This is a genomic window from Frigoribacterium sp. PhB107 (genome assembly GCF_003751515.1).
GTDB lineage: Bacteria > Actinomycetota > Actinomycetes > Actinomycetales > Microbacteriaceae > Frigoribacterium.
Map to the genome: position 1 here is coordinate 98,172 of NZ_RJKU01000001.1, position 14,779 is coordinate 112,950.

Annotated in this window: 10 protein-coding genes; 6 read left to right on the top strand and 4 right to left on the bottom strand. The window is 73.1% G+C overall.

Annotated elements, in window-relative coordinates; translation table 11 throughout:
- Nucleotides 1-33 precede the first annotated feature (33 nt).
- Nucleotides 34-795: an MBL fold metallo-hydrolase gene (locus EDF18_RS00385; RefSeq protein WP_233568917.1), complete on the bottom strand. Its 762-nt coding sequence runs from the start codon at nt 793-795 to the stop codon at nt 34-36.
- Between the two features lie 135 nt (nt 796-930).
- Nucleotides 931-4,488 carry a DEAD/DEAH box helicase gene (locus tag EDF18_RS00390; protein WP_123545419.1) on the bottom strand — a complete coding sequence of 1,186 codons (3,558 nt, stop codon included), beginning with the start codon at nt 4,486-4,488 and terminating at the stop codon, nt 931-933.
- A 192-nt stretch (nt 4,489-4,680) separates the two neighbouring features.
- On the opposite strand from EDF18_RS00390, the gene EDF18_RS00395 reads away from it, so the two are divergent.
- From EDF18_RS00395 to EDF18_RS00410, 4 genes are all read left to right on the top strand, one after another.
- Nucleotides 4,681-5,826, top strand: coding sequence for a zinc-dependent alcohol dehydrogenase (locus EDF18_RS00395; protein ID WP_123545421.1), 1,146 nt, complete (start codon nt 4,681-4,683; stop codon nt 5,824-5,826).
- A gap of 62 nt (nt 5,827-5,888) precedes the next feature.
- Nucleotides 5,889-6,485, top strand: a complete 597-nt coding sequence (locus tag EDF18_RS00400) for a hypothetical protein (RefSeq protein WP_123545423.1) — start codon at nt 5,889-5,891, stop codon at nt 6,483-6,485.
- 153 nt (nt 6,486-6,638) lie between these two features.
- Entirely contained in the window at nt 6,639-7,517 is an 879-nt protein-coding gene (locus EDF18_RS00405; RefSeq protein ID WP_123545425.1) for an HAD family phosphatase, read from the top strand.
- Entirely contained in the window at nt 7,514-10,021 is a 2,508-nt protein-coding gene (locus EDF18_RS00410) for a glycoside hydrolase family 65 protein (protein WP_123545428.1), read from the top strand. Before EDF18_RS00405 ends, EDF18_RS00410 begins: the two co-directional genes overlap by 4 nt.
- A 97-nt stretch (nt 10,022-10,118) precedes the next feature.
- Here the strand turns inward: EDF18_RS00410 and EDF18_RS00415 are convergent, their stop codons facing one another.
- Nucleotides 10,119-10,475 (bottom strand): hypothetical protein, encoded by a 357-nt coding sequence (locus EDF18_RS00415; protein ID WP_123545430.1) that lies wholly within the window; start codon nt 10,473-10,475, stop codon nt 10,119-10,121.
- Nucleotides 10,476-10,523: 48 nt separating this feature from the next.
- Between EDF18_RS00415 and EDF18_RS00420 the strand changes: the two genes are divergently transcribed.
- On the top strand, nt 10,524-10,808 hold the full coding sequence (locus EDF18_RS00420) for a hypothetical protein (RefSeq protein WP_123545431.1): 285 nt from the start codon (nt 10,524-10,526) through the stop codon (nt 10,806-10,808).
- Nucleotides 10,809-10,916: 108 nt separating this feature from the next.
- Nucleotides 10,917-12,536, top strand: coding sequence for a molybdopterin-dependent oxidoreductase (locus EDF18_RS00425; RefSeq protein WP_123545433.1), 1,620 nt, complete (start codon nt 10,917-10,919; stop codon nt 12,534-12,536).
- A gap of 94 nt (nt 12,537-12,630) precedes the next feature.
- On the opposite strand, the gene EDF18_RS00430 is transcribed toward EDF18_RS00425, so the two are convergent.
- Nucleotides 12,631-14,769 (bottom strand): ATP-dependent DNA helicase RecQ, encoded by a 2,139-nt coding sequence (locus EDF18_RS00430; protein ID WP_123545435.1) that lies wholly within the window; start codon nt 14,767-14,769, stop codon nt 12,631-12,633.
- Nucleotides 14,770-14,779: the final 10 nt, after the last annotated feature.

Genomic DNA, 14,779 nt, shown 5'->3' on the forward strand with positions numbered 1-14,779 from the left:
ACAGGCCGCTCAGCGCGCGCCGCGGCACCCCGTTCAGTGAGCGCCGCGGCGCCGCGCCAGCTCGACCGCACGCTCGACGCCGTCGCGCCACGGCGCCCCGTGGCCGGGGAGCACCACCCGCGCTCCCGTCGAGGCGAGGGCGTCGAGCGAGGCGAGGGCCACGTCGCTGTCCGCCGTCGCGGCTCCGGCCACGATCTGCGGGCCGCGACCGCCGGTGTAGGGGTCGAGCGTGACGAGCGCGTCCCCGACGATCACGGCGTCGCGGTCGGGCAGGTGGAGCGCGACGTGCCCGTCGGTGTGTCCCGGCGTCGGCACGATCACGGCGCCCTCGGGCAACGGGGTGCCGGCACCGATCGGCTCGGCGTCCCGGACGCCCCGCACCCCCAGCGCGCCCGCGAGGGCCATGCGGCCGAGCGCCGGCAGGGCGGCGAGGTGCTCGACCGGGTACCTCCAGCGGGGGCGCTCGTGGCGGTACGAGTACGGCCGGGCCGCGAGACGGGCGTCCGCCTCGTGGACCCACACCGGCAGCCCCCAGCGCCGCCGCACCTGACGAGCGCAGCCGACGTGGTCGAAGTGGGCGTGGGTGAGGAGGACGCCGTCGACGTCGTCCCGGCCGTGGCCGAGCTCGAAGAGGGCCTGCAGGAGGTGCGGCCACGCAGCAGGGAGACCCGCGTCGACGATCAGCACCCTCGTGCCGTGCTCGACCAGGTACAGGTTCGTGTCGGCGACCTCGAGGCGGTGCACGCCGGGGGCGACGTCGCGCTCGAGCAGGGCGGAGGGGCGGAGGAACGACATGCACCGACCGAACCACGGCGGGCTCGTCCGCGCAGACGGCTTGACAGGAGCCCCTGTCGAGGGGCCACGGAGCCGCGCGCCGGGCCGACGGTGTCAGGCACCAGTCAGCCCGTGTCCGGGTTCGACCACCGTCGGTCAGGCGTCGAGCAGGCCGCGGATGTCGTCCGCGGTGAGCGACGAGCTGAAGACGGCGTCGTCGTCGACGACCGCGTCGAAGAGGGCGGCCTTCTTGCGGCTGAGCGCGAGGACCTTCTCCTCGATCGTGTCGTTCGCGATCATCCGGTAGACCATCACCCGCTTCGTCTGGCCGATGCGGTGGGCACGGTCGACCGCCTGCGACTCGGCGGCGGGGTTCCACCACGGGTCGAGCACGAAGACGTAGTCGGCCTCGGTCAGGTTCAGGCCGACCCCGCCGGCCTTGAGGCTGATGAGGAACACGGGCGACGCCCCCGAGCGGAAGCGCTCGATCACCTCGGCCCGTCGCCTCGTCGACCCGTCGAGGTACTCGTGGGCGACCCCCCTCTCGGCGAGTCGGTCGGCGACGCGCGACAGGAACGACGTGAACTGGCTGAACACGAGCGCGCGATGGCCGCCCGCGACGACGTCGTCGATCTCGTCGAGCAGCTGGTCGAGCTTCGCCGAGGGCACGTCGTCGTAGGCAGGATCGATCAGCACCGCGTCGAGCGCGAGCATCCGCAGCAGGGTCAGCGAGCGGAACACGATGAACCGGTTGCGGTCGAGGTCGTCGATGAGGTCGAGCAGCTTGAGGCGCTCCCGCTGCAGGAACGCGTCGTACAGCTCTCGGTGCGCCGGCGCCAGGTCGACGCGGAGCACCTGTTCCTGCTTCTCGGGCAGCTCGGGCGCCACGAGCTCCTTCGTGCGCCTCAGCATCAGCGGCCGGATCCGACGCCGCAGCGCCTGCAGCAGCTCGGGTCGTTCACCGGTCGCGATCGGCTTCAGCCAGTCGTCCGAGAAGCGGACGCTCGTCGACAGCAGCCCGGGCGCGACGATGCGGAACAGCGCCCAGAGGTCCATCAGGCCGTTCTCGAGCGGGGTGCCCGTGATGGCGATCGTCACCGGCACGTCGAGGTCGACGGCGCACCGGTGCGTCTGCGACTGCGGGTTCTTCACGTTCTGGGCCTCGTCGAGCACCAGCGCAGCCCACGAGTGCGAGGAGTACGCCGCGAAGTCGAGACGGAACAACGCGTAGGAGGTGACCACCACGTCGGCCTCGGCCGCCGCCTCCCGCAGACCCCCGCGGCTCTTCGCCTCGGTCTCGGTGATCGTGCGCACCGTGAGGCCCGGGGTGAAGCGAGCGGCCTCGGACGCCCAGCCCGAGACGACGGAGGTGGGGGCGACGACGAGGAACGGGGCAGGTGTCGGGGAGTCGGGCGAGTCGTGGCCGGGGGAGCCGCCGCCGGAGGAGCCGACGCTCGCCGCTGCTGCTGCCCCTGCTGTCGCTGCCTCCGTCTCGCGGACGTGGGCGACGAGGGCGAGCGTCTGCAGTGTCTTGCCGAGCCCCATGTCGTCGGCGAGGACGCCGCCGAGCCCGTGCTCGTACAGGAACGCCAGCCAGCGGAAGCCCTCGAGCTGGTAGGGCCTCAGCGTGGCCGTCACGGAGGCGGGGACGGGTGCGGAGGACGCCGACGCGGCCACGACGGCCGCAGCCCCGCGCTCGTCCTCGCCGTCACCGGCGGCGGCGTCGGCCGCGTCGGCGAGTGCGAGCAGCCCGCCCACCGTCCGCCGCCAGCTCTCCGCCTGGACAGTCGCGTCGGCGAGGTCGTCGAACTCGGCCCAGAGGCCCGCCTGGTACCGGTTGATGCGGGGAGTCTCGACCTCCCACTCGTCGAGCGAGGTCGCCTCGTCGATCAGTCGCTTGAGCTCGTCGAACGCCGGGTGCGTGAGCGAGAGGTACGACTTGTCGACGAGCAGCATCTTGCGCTGCCTCTTGGCCAGCGCCGTCAGCAGCGGGACGAACGGCACGGTGCGCCCCTCGATCGTGACGAGCACGCCGAGGTCGAACCAGTCGCGCTTGTCGGTCTCGATCGTCGTCACGGTCAGGTGCGGAGCCTCGGTGAGCTCGCGGTAGTCAGGGCGCTCGCCGACGACGTCGACGCGGACGTCGCGCCGGGCCTCGAGGTCGGGGAGGCGTGCGTGGGCGAACTCGGCCGCAGCGACGCCGCGGAGCCTCGTCCCCCTGGCGGGGACGCCCCACTGCTCGACGTCGGGCACGACGACGCCGGGTGCCGGTGCCGCCGAGCCGAGGGGCACGACGCGGCCCGCCACCTCCCAGTGCCAGGCGAGCCCGAGGCTGTCGCCCGTGCCGAAGGTGGCCGTCAGCACGAGCTGCGGCGGCAGCACCTCGGGGAACACGACCGAGTCGTCGCTGCTCGTCACCGCCACGGCCTGCTGCAGCGCGGGGTAGAAGTCGCGGAGGAACTCGTCCGCGTCGTCGGCGGGCACGACGACCTCGCGCGCCGACGTCAGCAGCCGTCGCTGCTCGTCGCCGAGCGGCACGGCCGTCGGCGCGAGCACGATCGACAGGGCAGGGGCGGGCGTCACGACATAGACGCCGTGGTCGGCCACCGTGCCCGTCTCGTCACCCGTGCGCAGCACGCCGTCGACCGTCACACCCGCCTCGAGGACGAGCCCCCCGTCGTCGTCGCGGCGCGCGTCGACGCTCACCCGGGCGCTCGCCGCGACGGTGACGTCCGTGCTCCGCTTGCCGGTCACCAGCGCGATGCCGAGTCGGTCGGCCTCGTCGAGCAGGGGCCAGAGCAGCGGACTGGAGAAGTCGTCGAGCATCAGCCAGTCGCTCTCGCCCGCCACCCAGGCCGCGTGCACGGAGCGGTGCAGGGCCGCGAACTGGCCGAACCAGGCGTGCACGTCGGCCGCGATCTGCAGGCGGTTCATCTGGTACGGCAGCGACGTCCAGGTGAGGTCGCCCCGCACCCAGTTGCCCGTGCGGCTGAGGCTGACCGGCCGCACCCCGAGACGCCAGGAGGCGCCCGCCGCCCCGCCCAGGGAGGCACCCGTCACCAGCCCGCCCCCGCCCAGCCCGCCCGTGGCACGGCCCTGCGCGTCGACGAGCGGCGCCGGCGACGGCGCGTCCCAGCGGCTGCGTGAGGGCCGTGCTCGCGGCCGACGCTCGAAGAGCAGTCCCATGCGGGTCGTGCGGGCGTCGACCAGGCGAGGCGGCTCGGTCAGCTGGGCCAGGCGCGAGCGCCAGTCGGCGGGGGAGCCGGTGCCGGCGGCAGCGCCTGCGACGACGGCAGGGGAGGCGACCGTCTCGTCGCCGCCCGCGACGCCGGTGGCCCAGCCCGCGCCTCCTGCGCCCGAAGCCGTGCGCACGAGGCCAGCATCCGGAGACAAGACCCGTGCGTTGTTGGCCAGCAGGGCCGCGGCGACGTGCTTGCAGTCGCCGCCGAGCGGGCAGCTGCACTCGCTGCTCGTGGGGCGCCCGTGCTCGCCGCGGCCCGGAGCGAGCACGACGCTGCAGCGGTAGGGAGCGGCGACGCTGCCCCGCACCTCGGCCGAGAGCACCTGCCCCTCCACATCCCACGACGACGAGAGGACGTGCTCGTCGCGGGCGTACTCCTTGGCGCGGGAGAACGCGCGCGGCCCGACGAGCCGGATGACGTCGACGGCGTCGACCAGGGGCGCGGGCGCGTCCGTCGACTCGGGGGAGGGCATGCGCCCATGATCCCAGCAGCCGCCGACACCGGCGGACGGGGCCGTCGAGGAGGACGTCGACCGCCGTGCGGCCGGGGCGAGGATAGGGCTCCCGGCGCGCGTCGACAAGCCCCGTCAGCCCCTGCGCCGTCCGGTGTTGGCTCGGGGAGCCACACCGACGAGAGGACCCAGCACGATGAGGAGTCAGCACGCATGAGGGCGATGACGTACCGAGGGCCGTACAAGATCCGCGTCGACGAGAAGGACGTGCCGACGATCCAGCACCCGAACGACGCGATCGTGCGGGTGACCCTCGCGGCCATCTGCGGCTCCGACCTGCACCTCTACCACGGCATGATGCCCGACACGAGGATCGGCCACACCTTCGGGCACGAGTTCATCGGGGTCGTCGAGGAGGTCGGGTCGTCGGTCGAGAACCTGGCGAAGGGCGACCGCGTGATGGTCCCCTTCAACATCTACTGCGGCTCGTGCTGGTTCTGCGCCCGCGGCCTGTACTCGAACTGCCACAACGTCAACGCGAACGCGACGGCGGTCGGCGGCATCTACGGCTACTCGCACACCACCGGCGGCTACGACGGCGGGCAGGCCGAGTACGTGCGGGTGCCGTTCGCCGACGTGGGGCCGAGCATCATCCCGGACGACATCCGTGACGAGGACACGTTGTTGATGACCGACGCCCTCAGCACCGGCTACTTCGGCGCCCAGCTCGGCGAGATCGCCCAGGGCGACACGGTGGTCGTGCTCGGCGCCGGGCCGGTCGGGCTCTTCGCCGCCCGCTCCTCCTGGTTCATGAGCGCCGCGCGCGTGATCGTCGTCGACCACCTCGAGTACCGCCTCGAGAAGGCCCGCAGCTTCGCCCACGCCGAGACCCTCAACTTCGCCGAGCACGACGACATCGTCGTCGAGCTCAAGAAGCAGACCGACTACCTGGGCGCCGACGTCGTCATCGACGCGGTGGGCGCCGAGGCCGACGGCAACCTGATCCAGCACGTGACAAGCGCCAAGTTCAAGCTCCAGGGCGGGTCCCCGATCGCGCTCAACTGGGCCATCGACGGCGTCCGCAAGGGCGGCACCGTCTCGGTGCTGGGGGCCTACGGCCCCATCTTCAGCGCCGTCAAGTTCGGCGACGCCCTGAACAAGGGCCTCACCCTCCGCATGAACCAGGCGCCGGTCAAGCGGCAGTGGCCGCGCCTGTTCGAGCACATCCGGGCCGGTCACTTCACGCCGAGCGACATCGTCACGCACCGCGTGCCCCTCGAGCACATCGCCGAGGGGTACCACCTCTTCTCGGCGAAGCTCGACGGCAACATCAAGACCCTGGTCGTGCCGGGCACCTGAGGCCGACCGGCACCCGCAGCAGCACCTGTCCCGTACCTGTCCCACGGACGAGGAGACATCCCATGAGCGACCACGACGACATCCCCCTGGCGTACGTGCCCTCCAAGCCCCGCGACGTCCCGAGCGCCGAGCAGCTGCGCGAGCGCGTGCCCGGCTGGGGTGCCGACCTCGACCCGGCCGACCGCCCGTCGCACCCCAAGCTGCAGTTCGCGCCCGGCGCCTCCGGGGCCCGGTGGGACTTCCCCGAGCGGCAGCCCGGCGCCGAGGGGCGCGAGCGCTCGATCGAGCACGCCTTCGTCACGCCCGTCTTCGGCACGGCCCAGCCGCTGCACGGCGTGTCGGGCGCGATCCGCCGGTTCGCCTACGACCGCTACAGCGAGGGACGCCTCGCGCACTGGCTGCTGCTCGTCGCCGGCGACCGCGTCGACGCGACGGGGGCGCACCTCCGGTCGTTCGTCAGCGGCCGGCCCGACGACCTGTTGACCGAGACCGGCGTGACCGCCGAGGCGAAGAAGGAGGCGCGGGCCGCGTCCCGCGACTCGACCCGCGTCGACCGCCACCACCGGTGGCTCGACCCGCTGATCGTCGCCGGCCCGTGGGTCGTGACGGGCGTGGTCGCCGTCCGCGTCGTCGCGAAGGCGGTGCGCGCACTGCGCTGAGCCAGGGGAGGGAAGGGACGTCGCTGGGAGGAAGGGCCCCGCGGTGTCGTGCGGGACGCCCGCGTGGTGCCAGAATTGGCGCGCACCACGGGCCGTCGTCGCTCCGGGGCGCTCCGAACGCCTCTGACCGACACCTCCTCGAAGGATCCGTGCATGGCCTCCACCCTCCCGCGCGACGCGTCCCGCCTCGGCGAGCTCGGCGCGCTCCTCTTCGACCTCGACGGTGTCCTCACGCCGACGGCCGAGGTGCACATGCGCGCCTGGTCCCGCCTCTTCAACGACTGGTTCGACGCGCACGGGCTCGCCCCGTTCACCGACGCCGACTACTTCGAGCACGTCGACGGGCGCCCCCGCTACGACGGAGTCCGCGCGATGCTCGCCTCGCGCGGCGTCGAGCTGCCCGAGGGCACGGACGACGACAGCGCCGACGCCGAGACCGTGCGCGGCCTCGGCAACCGCAAGAACGCCGTCTTCGCGGCCGAGCTGGACGAGAACGGCGTCGAGCCCTACCCGGGCAGCGTCGAGTTCCTCGACCGCGCGATCGCCCTCGGCGTGAAGGTCGCGGTGGTCTCCAGCTCGCGCAACGCCGTGCCCGTGCTGGTGGCCGCAGGGCTGCGTGACCGCTTCGACGTGATCGTCGACGGCGCGGTGGCCGCCGCCGAGAACATCGCGGGCAAGCCGGCGCCCGACACGTACCTCGAGGGCGCCCGCCGTCTCGGCCTCACGGCCGCGGACTGCGTCGTCGTCGAGGACGCGACCAGCGGGGTCGAGGCCGGCCGCGCCGGCTCGTTCGGCCTCGTGCTCGGCGTCGACCGCGGCACCGGCCGCGACGCGCTGCTCCGATCCGGCGCCGACGTGGTGGTCGACGACCTGCAGGAGGTGGTCGCCGCGCTCGGCTCGGCCCGCGCCTCCTCGTCGCCCGACCCGGCCCGCACGGCCGAGGCCGACACCGCCACCACCAGCAGCGCGGACACCACCAACACCGGCACCCCCGACACGACCAGCACCGAGACCGCAGAGGCACAGCCGTGAACCACATCACCTCCGACCCGCTCGACCGCAGCCGGTTCCCCGTCGACGAGTGGGCGCTCGTCGAGGACGAGTACCACCAGGGCGACGAGGGCGTCTCCGAGACGATCTTCGCCGTGGGCAACGGCTACCTCGGGCTCCGCGGGAACCCCGACGAAGGGCGCGGCGGCCACTCGTTCGGCACCTACGTGAACGGGTTCCACGAGACGTGGCCGATCCGCCACGCAGAAGAGGCGTTCGGCTTCGCCCGCGTCGGCCAGACGATCGTCAACGTGCCCGACGCGAAGGTGATCCGGCTCTACGTCGACGACGAGCCCTTCGTGCTCTTCGAGGCCGACATCCTGCGGCACTGCCGCCGGCTCGACTTCCAGGACGGCGTCCTCAGCCGCGAGGTCGAGTGGCGCACCCCGTCGGGCAAGCGGGTGCTCGTCACGAGCCGCCGCCTCGTGAGCCTCGAGGACCGCCACCTGGCGATCATCGAGTACGAGGTCACCGTGCTCGACGCCGACGCCTCGCTGCTGATCTCGAGCCAGATCCTCAACCGCCAGGACATGGGCGACGAGTACCACGCGGGCATGCGGGCCGCCGCCGACGCCTTCGACCCCCGCCGCGCCGAGTCCTTCGAGGACAGGGTGCTGCAGCCCGTGCTGGCCCGCAACGGCGGCGCCCGCGCCGTGCTCGGCTACCGCACGACCAACTCGGGCATGACCATCGCGGTCGGCGCCGACCACGTGATGGAGACCGAGAACGAGTGGGACGAGTCGTCGTCGATCGACGACGACCTGTCGAAGCACGTGTACCGCGTCCGCGCGAAGGCGGGCGTGTCCGTGAAGATGATCAAGACGGTGACGTACCACACGAGCCGCGGCGTGCCGCCGCGCGAGCTCGCCGACCGCTGCGACCGCACCCTCGACCGTGCCGCGGAAGAGCCGCCGCAGGCGATGTTCGACAAGCAGCGGGCCTGGCTCGACGACTACTGGGCTCGGACCGACGTCGTCGTCGGGGGCCAGCCCGAGATCCAGCAGGCCGTCCGCTGGAACCTCTTCCAGCTCGCGCAGGCGACGGCCCGCACCGACGGCCAGGGCATCGCCGCCAAGGGCGTCACCGGGTCCGGCTACGGCGGGCACTACTTCTGGGACACCGAGATCTACGTGCTCCCGTTCCTCACGTACACGGCGCCCAACGTCGCACGGAACGCCCTGCGCTTCCGTCTCGGCATGCTCGACGCCGCCCGCGACCGCGCCGTCGAGCTGAACCAGCGCGGCGCCCTCTTCCCGTGGCGCACCATCAACGGGCTCGAGTCGTCCGCTTACTACGCGGCCGGCACCGCGCAGTACCACATCGACGCCGACATCAGCCACGCTCTCAGCCAGTACGTCCAGGCCACGGGGGACCTCGACTTCATGGAGCGCGGCGGCGTCGACATCCTCGTCGAGACGGCACGGCTCTGGGCCGACCTCGGCTTCTGGCGCTCGAACGGCGACCAGCGGTTCCACATCGACGGCGTCACGGGCCCCGACGAGTACACGACCGTCGTCGACGACAACCTGTACACGAACGTCATGGCCCGCGCGAACCTCCGGGCCGCCGTCCGCTACGTCGCCAAGCTCGCGGAGGAGTCGCCGGTCGCCTACGAGCGCATGGTCTCCCGGCTGGGGCTCGACGAGCAGGAGGTCGCCGGCTGGCAGCGCGCCGCCGAGGCCATGGAGATCCCCTACGACGAGCACCGCGGCATCCACCCGCAAGATGCGCAGTTCCTCGACAAGGAGCTGTGGGACCTCGACGCCACGCCGGCGAACAAGCGCCCGCTGCTGCTGCACTACCACCCGCTGGTGATCTACCGGTTCCAGGTGCTCAAGCAGGCCGACGTGGTGCTCGCGCTGTTCCTGCAGGGCGACGAGTTCACGGCCGAGCAGAAGCTGCGCGACTTCGAGTACTACGACGCGCTGACGACGGGCGACTCCACGCTCTCGGGCGTCGTCCAGTCGATCATCGCGGCCGAGGTGGGCCACCACCAGCTGTCGATGCAGTACTTCCTGTCGTCGCTCTACGTCGACCTCGCCGACCTGCACCGCAACACCGCGGACGGTGTCCACGTCGCGTCGACCGGCGGCATCTGGAGCGCGCTGGTCAACGGCTACGGCGGCATGCGCGACTACCTCGGCGGCGTCAGCTTCGACCCGCGCCTGCCCGCAGACTGGGAGGAGCTCACGTTCCGCCTGACGGTCAAGGGCAGCCGCCTCCGCGTCGACCTGGCCGTCGACGAGATCGTCTTCACGATCGAGGACGGCGAGGGCCTCACGGTCAGCGTCCGCGGCGAGACGGTCGAGGTGCCGGCGGACCGGCCCGTGCGCGTCGCGCTCGACGACCAGGGCCCCCGCATCACCACGAAGGTGCCGACGACAAGCGACCTGCGCGGGCTGGTCCGGGCCGACGGCTCCGTGATCACGGCGTCGATCCCGACGATCAGCATCGACCGCTACGACGACGACGAAGCGTCGGCCTAGGCGACGACCCAGAGCTCGACGTCCTCGGGAACGCGGCCGGCACCTCCTCGGAGGGGCCGGCCGTCGTCGTGACCCGGGCTCGCGCCGAGGCCGAGGGCTAGAAGGGCCCGGCCGCCGAGGCGATGGCGTCGAACAGCGCGATCGTGTCGGCGTCGCGCTTCTTGACGCTGACGCCGATGGTCCCGGCCGGCGCGTGCACCTCGCCGGAGATGCGGCTGCCCGCGCCCGCCTCCTCGAAGACGAGGTGGACGGTGTCGGCGTCGCTCGCCGTCGCCGAGCGGCGGATCAGCCGTGCGCCCTGCTCGTCGGCCGACGTGAACGAGAAGGCGGGCGTCGACTGCACGGCGCGGCGCACGACGCCCGCGAGCAGCGACACCGGCAACGAGAGCTCCAAGGAGGCGCGGGTCACGTCTGCGTCGCCGGTCTCGACCTGGGGTGCTCGCTTCTCTGCCATGCGCCCGAGGCTACGGCACGTGCGCGCCGCGCCCGTAGGGTGGCTGGCATGAAGACGCTGTTCTACGCAGGCCAGGAACTGATCGTGACCGACGAGCTGGCCGAGGTGCTGCTCGCCGCCGCCATGGAGTTCAGCGACGACGACCGCACGTTCCGCGTCCCGGTCGCGGCACGTCTCGGCGGCGTGGCCCACATGGCGCAGCTGGTGATCGGCCCCGGCATCCCGTTGCTCGTCGTCGATGCGGACGACGACGTCGAGCCGGCCGCCGGGTCCGAGTCGTCCGTCGCGTTCATCGTCGAGCTGATGGAGAGCCTCGTCGACGACGACGAGTGACCGACGACGAGTGACCGACGACGAGTCGTGGACGACGAGTGAGCGGAGCCCACGGTGAGGCGCGCCCGGCCCCAGCGGATCCCGAGCGCCGCCGCCTAGCCTGACCGCATGTCCGTGCGCCTCGACCCACCCGCAGCAGCGACCCGCGAGGGCATGACGACCCGCACCTCCTCGGGCTGGGCCGCGGTCGCCGGCGTCGTCTCGGCGGCGGCCTTCCTCGCCTCGGCCGAGCTCGCCGCCGTCGTGACCGGCCCCGGCGGCAGCCCGCTCTACGCGGTCGGCTCCGCGGTGATCGACCTGGCACCTCCCGTGGCCAAGGACACGATGGTCGCCCTCTTCGGCACCGGCGACAAGGTAGCGCTCTTCACCCTCATGGGGGTGCTGCTCGCCGTCATCACGGCGGGCGCGGGCATCGCCGAGCTCCGTCGGCCCCCGGCAGGCAAGGTCGTCTTCGGCCTCGGGGGAGTGCTCGCGATGATCGCCGTGCTCACCCGAGCCGACTCGTCGAGCATCAACGGGGTGCCCACCGCGGTGGGCACGCTCGTCGCCCTGCTCCTCCTCACGGCGCTCGTCCGGAGGCTCTCCCGCTGGCAGGCGACCACCCGCACCGGCTGGTCCGAGGCCTCGGTGCCCGCGCCGCCCCTCCGCGGCCCCGGCCTCGAGCGCCGCAGCTTCGTGCTGCTCGCGGGCGCGGCCGGTGCGGCGTCGGTCGTGCTCGGCACCGGTGCCCGTGCCTGGAACGCGACGCGGGCGAACGTGACGCAGCTGCGCGCGGCCCTGCGCCTGCCGGCCGCGGCGACCGCCGAGGAGGCGGTGCCCGCGGGCGCCTCGCTCGACGTCGACGGCCTCACGTCGTACATCACGCCGAACGACGAGTTCTACCGGATCGACACCGCCCTGCGCGTGCCCGGCATCGACCCGGCGGACTGGTCGCTGCGCATCCACGGCCTGGTCGACGAGGAGGTGGTGCTCACGTTCGACGACGTGCTCGCCCTGTCGCTCGTCGAGCACACGGCCACGCTCAGCTGCGTCTCGAACGAGGTCGGCGGCACGCTGATCGGCACCGCGCTCTGGCTCGGCTACCCGCTCCGCGACCTGCTCGCCCGGGCCCGCCCGCAAGCCGGCGCCGACATGGTGCTCTCCCGCAGCATCGACGGCTTCACCGCGGGCACGCCGCTCGAGGTGCTGCAGGACGACGACACCGAGGCGTTGCTCGCGGTCGGCATGAACGGCCAGCCCCTGCCCCAGGAGCACGGGTTCCCCGCCCGCCTCGTCGTGCCCGGCCTCTTCGGCTACGTCTCGGCGACGAAGTGGGTGACCGAGCTCGAGGTGACCCGCTTCGCCGACGCCGAGGGCTACTGGACCCCCCGCGGCTGGGACGCCCTCGGCCCGGTCAAGCTCGAGTCGCGCATCGACGTGCCCGCCGCCGGGACGACCGTCGACGCCGGCACGGTCGCCGTCGCCGGAGTGGCCTGGCACCCGCACACCGGCGTCTCGCGCGTCGAGGTGCAGGTCGACGGAGGCGCGTGGGACGAGGCCGAGCTGGCGGAGTCGATCTCGCCCGACACCTGGGTGCAGTGGGTCTACCGCTGGTCGGCGTCGTCGGGCGGGCACACGCTGCGCGTCCGCGCGACGAGCGCCGACGGGACCGTCCAGTCGGAGACCGAGCTGCCGCCCGCGCCCAACGGCGCGGAGGGCTGGGACGAGCACGCGGTGTCGGTGCGCTGAGCCCGCTGGCCGACGGGCCTCGACAGCCCCCGACAGGCCCTGACAGGCCCCGACAGTCCGGAGACGGCCCTGGACGGTCCGGGACGGGCGAGCCTCAGCCCACGACGCCCAGCGAGAACGGCAGCACGGCCGACGCCCCCGCCCGGCGCAGCTCGCGCCCGGCGGTCGTCATCGTCCAGCGGCTGTCGACGAGGTCGTCGACGAGCAGCACGGGCCCGGAGACCTGACCCAGCGCGGCGGCCAGCTCGGGGCCGACCTCGACCGCCTGCCAGACGTCGGCGAGCCGGTAGACGCTGTTGCCGCCTCCTCTGCTGCCTCGACCGGCTGACGGTCGCGTCGGCGTGAGCGAGCCGAGCAGAGGGAGGCGCCCCACGGTGCTGATGGCCTCGGCGAGCGAGCCGACGAGCTGAGGGCGTGACGACGACGGCATCGACACGACACCGACCGGGCGTTCGGCCCACGGCCACTCCTTGAGCACGCGGACCACCCCGTCGAGCAGCGCCTTGGTGAGCGGGGCGTCCTCGGCACCGGCCGCGAAGACCTGGCGCAGCGTCGTGCCCCAGCCGAGGTCGGTGAGGCGGGCCAGGGCGCGGCCGGTCTCGACGCGCTCGCCCTCGACGATCTTGCCCTTCGCGGGCACGCCGGCCCGGTCGGCGCCCGTCGGCCACTGGGCCCGGGGCTCGATCTCGACGCCGACCCGGTCGAGCGAGGTCGAGGCCGACGCGGCAGCCTCGCCGCCGATCTCGCTCGGGTACCAGGCACCGGCACAGATGTCGCACCGCCCGCAGGGCGCAGCAGCGGTGTCGTCGAGGTCGAGCTGGAGCATCTGCATGCGGCAGGTCGTCGCGCGCTCGTAGGCGATCATCGACTGCTGCTCCGCGACCCGGGCCTCGCCGATGCGCCCGTAGCGCTCGGCGTCGTAGACCCATGGCCGCCCCGTGCTGACCCAGCCGCCCTGCACCCGCGACACCGCGCCGTCGACGTCGAGCACCTTGAGCATCAGCTCGAGCGGCGAGCGCTTGACGTCGACCCGGGCCTCGAGGGCCGGCGTCGACAGGGGCGTATCGCCGAGCTCGGCGAGGACAGCCGACGCGCGGGCCTCCGACGGCATCGAGGCGGTCGCGAAGTACTGCCAGATCTCGGCGTCCTCCGTGCCCGGCAGCAGCAGCACGTCGGCGTTGTCGGTCGCGCGCCCCGCGCGGCCGATCTGCTGGTAGTAGGCGACGGGCGACGACGGCGCCCCGAGGTGCACCACGAAGCCGAGGTCGGGCTTGTCGAAGCCCATGCCGAGGGCGCTCGTGGCGACGAGCGCCTTGAGCTCGTTGCGCTTGAGCTGGCCCTCGAGCGCCTCGCGTTCTTCGTTGTCGATGCGGCCCGAGTACGAGCGCACCGCGTGGCCGGCCTCACGGAGCAGGCGGGCCGTGTCGTCGGCCGCCGAGACGGTGAGCGTGTAGATGATGCCGCTGCCCGGCAGGTCGTCGAGGTGGCTGAGCAGCCAGCCGAGCCGGTCACGCGAGGTGGGCAGCGTCAGCACGCCGAGCCGCAGGGAGGCGCGGGCCAGCGAGCCGCGGATCGTCAGCACCTGGTCGTCCGGCCCCGCCGTCAGCTGTTCCTCGACGTCGGCGACGACCCGCTCGTTCGCGGTCGCCGTCGTGGCCAGCACGGGCACCGTCGTCGGCAGGGTGCGGATCAGGTCGGCGAGCCGCCGGTAGTCGGGCCGGAAGTCGTGGCCCCAGTCGCTGATGCAGTGCGCCTCGTCGACGACGAGCATGCCGAGGCGTGCCACCAGCACGGGCAGCTGCTCGTCGCGGAACCGCGGGTTGTTGAGGCGCTCGGGCGAGACGAGCAGCACGTCGACCTCGTCGGCCGCGAGGGCCTGCTGCACGTCGGACCACTCGTGCGCGTTCGCCGAGTTGACCGCGACCGCCCGCACGCCGGCGCGGCTCGCCGCGGCCACCTGGTCGCGCATCAGGGCGAGGAGCGGCGAGACCAGCAGGGTCGGCCCGCCGCCCCGGCGTCGGAGCAGCAGGGTCGCGATGAAGTAGACGGCCGACTTGCCCCAGCCGGTGCGCTGCACGACGAGAGCGCGACGACGGTCGGCGACGAGCGCGCGGATCGCCTCGAGCTGGCCGTCGTGGAACACGGCGTCGTCGCGGCCCGTCAGGGCCCGCAGCAGCTCGAGCGCCTCGGCGTCGATGTCGGTCGTGGTGCTGGCCGTGCTGCTCGTCGTCATCCGGCCATGC